At 37.9% G+C, this 3,966-nt stretch carries 5 protein-coding genes and 1 pseudogene; all 6 read left to right on the top strand.

What is annotated here, in order from left to right:
• A partial coding sequence (locus ACFIK2_RS08695; protein WP_375677172.1) for a hypothetical protein occupies nucleotides 1-405 on the top strand: 405 nt, incomplete at its 5' end.
• Between the two features lie 48 nt (nucleotides 406-453).
• Entirely contained in the window at nucleotides 454-1,191 is a 738-nt protein-coding gene (locus ACFIK2_RS08700) for an antA/AntB antirepressor family protein (RefSeq protein ID WP_375640130.1), read from the top strand.
• 12 nt (nucleotides 1,192-1,203) lie between these two features.
• Entirely contained in the window at nucleotides 1,204-1,767 is a 564-nt protein-coding gene (locus tag ACFIK2_RS08705) for a hypothetical protein (RefSeq protein ID WP_375677173.1), read from the top strand.
• Entirely contained in the window at nucleotides 1,764-2,225 is a 462-nt protein-coding gene (locus ACFIK2_RS08710; protein WP_375677174.1) for a hypothetical protein, read from the top strand. Before ACFIK2_RS08705 ends, ACFIK2_RS08710 begins: the two co-directional genes overlap by 4 nt.
• 5 nt (nucleotides 2,226-2,230) lie before the next feature.
• The gene (locus ACFIK2_RS08715; RefSeq protein WP_375677175.1) at nucleotides 2,231-2,662 is read left to right on the top strand and encodes a hypothetical protein; all 432 of its coding nucleotides are present in this window, start codon (nucleotides 2,231-2,233) and stop codon (nucleotides 2,660-2,662) included.
• Nucleotides 2,663-3,104: 442 nt separating this feature from the next.
• Nucleotides 3,105-3,966: pseudogene (locus ACFIK2_RS08720) on the top strand (recombinase RecT); the annotation flags it as partial.

The following is a 3,966-nucleotide window of genomic DNA, read 5'->3' on the forward strand; positions in this document are numbered from 1 at the left end:
AAACCAGTGTTTATAAATTCTGATGAAATTCTCTTAGTCATCTGCGAAAATGAAGAACAAAATCTCGCTAAATCTGGTCCTTTCTTAGAAGAAAAGGACATAATCAAATTTATCGACCAAACCGATAATGCTGTCCAAATTTTGCGTATTGAACCAACGACTAATCGTTGCGAAGATATCTCTGAAGATATTGCCGAATTCTATCTGAAAGAATGTGAAGAGCAGTGTTTCAATGGAAATATACCTCACGACTTTGTTAAAGACAGTAACGCATACGGTTTTTTTTTAGAAGAAATCGAACAGCAGCGATATGAAGATGAAACTTACGGGACTTATGAACAGCAGAACCGTCTAACTCTTTCGGATGTCATTCCAAATTACCCACATTATACAGGGCGCTTTTAAAAACGCCCTCCTCTTTCCTCTTATTAAATGATCGGATGGAGTAAACTTATGAATAATCCTATCGCTATTACAAATAACACCATTAACGAAGAAAGCGTTCAGACAGTAAATGCACGTGAATTACATGTCTTTTTGGAGAGTAAACAAGATTTTTCTACTTGGATAAAAAAACGTATTATGACCTATGCTTTCCTTGATGGAAGGGACTTTATTCGCTTCCACAAAAAAATGGAAGCGAACAATGCCATAGCAGTAGAATACTATCTTACCTTAGACATGGCGAAAGAGCTTGCCATGGTCGAGCGTAATAAAAAAGGAAAGCAAGCAAGAGAATACTTTATCGAATGCGAACGGCGTGCAAAGCAAGTTGTTACACCGCAAATCGATTACTCAAGTCCACAAGTAATGTTAGGTGTATTAACTCATCTAAAAAATGAAAATGAGCGTAAAGACATCATCATTGAAGATTTAAAACCAAAAGCCATGGCTTTGGAAAGCTTACAACGCTCTGAAGGGCTCTTCGGTCTTACAGAAGCCGCTAAAGTGCTCGAAATGCAACCAAAACAGTTCATTCTCTTCTTACAGAAAAAAAGATGGGTTTATCGACGCACTTTCGGGGCTCACTTATTGCCTTATCAAGACAAAATCCAAAAAGGACTAATGGATTGCTCAACCCTCACTATTCAAACCGAAAATGGAACTGAAAAAGTCATTCCTTCCGCAAAAATCACCACAAAAGGCATGGGACTGCTGTCTCAAGAGATTAAAAGACAAAACATGCATTAAGGGAAATAAACCATGGAAAAGAAATATGAATTTACTGATGAAACAATCGAAGTTGATGGCAAAATCCTTCACCGCATTCGTGCTTTAAGGGATTTTGATGATGTTAAAGCAGACGACCTAGGCGGCTATATCGAGAAAGAAGACAATCTAAGTCATCATGGTAATTGCTGGATTGGGGATTATGCAAAAGTCTATGGTGATGCCAAGGTTTTTGGTAATGCTAAGGTTTACGAAAATGCACAAGTTTACGGTTATGCACATGTTTACGGCAATTCTCGTATTTATGGCAAAGCAAAAGTTTTCGATGAACCATGCATTTACGGTCATGCAGAAGTTTACGGTGATGCATATATTTGCGGTGAACCGCACGTTTTTGATAATGCAGAAGTTTATGGTAATGCACAAGTTTACGAAGAGCCATACATTTACGATAGGGCGCGTGTTTACGGCAATGCAGAAGTTTCCGGTGATGCGCATGTTTACGGTCATGCAAAAATTTACGGTGATGCATGTGTATGTTGGGACGACTGGATTGATGGCGATAAAAGAATCTCAACTGGAGAAAAGACCAGATGAAAAAATACGAACTTACTGATGAAAAAATTGTGTTTGATGGAAGAACTCTTCACCGAATTAGAGCATTAAGAGACTTTGGATATGTCAAAAAAGGTGACCTAGGCGGTTTTATAGAAAAAGAGAGCAACTTAAGCCATAAGAGAGACTGTTGGATTTTTGGCAATGCACAAGTTTACGGTGATGCCAAGGTTTATGATGATGCGCGGGTTTATGGGAATGCACGCGTTTATGGCAATGCACAAGTTTCTGATTATGCCGAAGTTGGTGGTGCTTCTGTTGGAGATAATGCCAAGGTTTTTGACTATGCGCGGATTTATGGGAATTCTGTTATAGGGGAAAGTGTACACGTTTACGGAAATGCTAAAATTTACAATCAAGCATATATTTGCTGTCGTGTAAACATTGCTGGAAATTGTAAAATTAGTGGCTCCACCGTAATCGTAGAACGTGAAAAATAGTAATCATGGAAAAGAAATACGAACTTACTGATGAAAAAATTGTGTTTGATGGAAGAACTCTTCACCGAATTAGAGCATTAAGAGACTTTGGAAGAGTCAAGAAAGGTGACCTAGGCGGCTTTATAGAAGGTGAGAGCAACTTAAGTCATGAAGGAGACTGTTGGGTTTATGATGATGCCATGGTTTATAGCAGTGCAAAAGTTTACAACAATGCCAAGGTATTTGATAACTCAAAAGTTTGTTATTTTGCAAATATTTATGAAAATGCAACAATTCATCATAACGCAAAAATATATGGTGGTCGTATTTTTGGAAAAGCACATGTTTACGAAAACGCAAGTGTTCATTGCAATGCAGAAGTGTATGGTAACGCACACATTTACGGAGATTCAGAGGTTCGTGGAGGCAGTATTATCACAACGAGCGAGAGAAGATAATTATTATGTATAGATATGAAATTAAACCTACTTTGTGTTCGCAGTTAGTTGTGAGAAATACCCACAATCCAAGTGAACTTTGTATAACGATCTCTGGAGATAAGGGCGAGCCCTATGTAGATACCATAATCTCTAAAGACAAAATAGATGCCTTCTTAAGTGAAGAGAATATCGTGCCAATGGAACTCATAGGATCGCAATGCTTTGCATTTTCATACGAATTCAGACCGTTTGCATGCACTAGATTTGAAATGATACCACCCAATTCAGATGAATCTTTCTTGTTGACGCTATATTCTGATCATTGTGCATATATAAAACGCATTCCAATTGATCGGATTGTACAACCTGTAAAGACAAAACTCTAACACCCCAAAACCAGCCTTTTAACAGATGCGTGATTCACGCCACGGGTGAATTGCGCGCAATGTAGGAAATCAAGATGACAAATTCTACTTTTTTAAAAGAAATGGCAGAAAAATATGGATTTTCTGCTGAAGAATTTCGAGAAACAATCATAAAAACTTGTATTGGATATAAAAATGCTAATGTCATCACTGATGCAGAATTTGCCGTTTTTCTTTTTGTTGCCAATACTTATGGACTTAACCCTTTAACAAAAGAAATCTATGCTCTCCCTAAAAAAGGCGGCGGCATCATACCCGTTGTTTCTATCGACGGTTGGATAAAGATCATCAAATCAAATCCTGACTTTGATGGCATGACCTTTCAAGATCAACTCAATGAGGATGGGAATATCATTGCTATCAAATGTGCTATTCGTCTCAAAGGGATTAAAGACCCTATCGAAGTCACCGAATATCGCAAAGAATGCGAACAAGAAAAAAGTGAAGCATGGCAAAAATATCCAGCACGTATGTTGCGCCATAAAGCCACTATACAATGTGCTCGCTATGCTTTCGGGCTTTCCGGTATTTATGAAGAAGATGAAGCAAAACGTATCAATGAAACAAACCATAACGTACAAACGAAGTTAGTTTCTTATGATGTGCTTACGCAAATCAAACAATTAATAAACATCACTCAAACAGAAGAAGAAAAAGTGCTTCAGTATGGACGAGTCCAAAAGCTTGAAGATCTTCCTGANGGAAAAAGTGCTTGAGTATGGACGAGTCGACAGGCTTGAAGATCTTCCTGATGAAGTAGCACAAAGGATTTTGGATGTTTTGCAAAAGAGACAGCATGAAAAAGAACAATCTTTTCTACAACAAAAGCAAATAGAGGCGCCTATACAAGATGCCGAATATATTCACGTCCAAGATATAGAATATGCACCACAAGAA

The sequence above is a fragment of the Bartonella sp. AP88XZML genome, assembly GCF_042195565.1.
GTDB lineage: Bacteria > Pseudomonadota > Alphaproteobacteria > Rhizobiales > Rhizobiaceae > Bartonella.

Bases quoted from the DNA above. Each gene is read 5' to 3' on its own strand.
- ACFIK2_RS08710 (WP_375677174.1), top strand. From the start codon at position 1,764: ATGAAAAAATACGAACTTACTGATGAAAAAATTGTGTTTGATGGAAGA.
- ACFIK2_RS08705 (WP_375677173.1), top strand. From the start codon at position 1,204: ATGGAAAAGAAATATGAATTTACTGATGAAACAATCGAAGTTGATGGC.
- ACFIK2_RS08700 (WP_375640130.1), top strand. From the start codon at position 454: ATGAATAATCCTATCGCTATTACAAATAACACCATTAACGAAGAAAGC.
- ACFIK2_RS08715 (WP_375677175.1), top strand. From the start codon at position 2,231: ATGGAAAAGAAATACGAACTTACTGATGAAAAAATTGTGTTTGATGGA.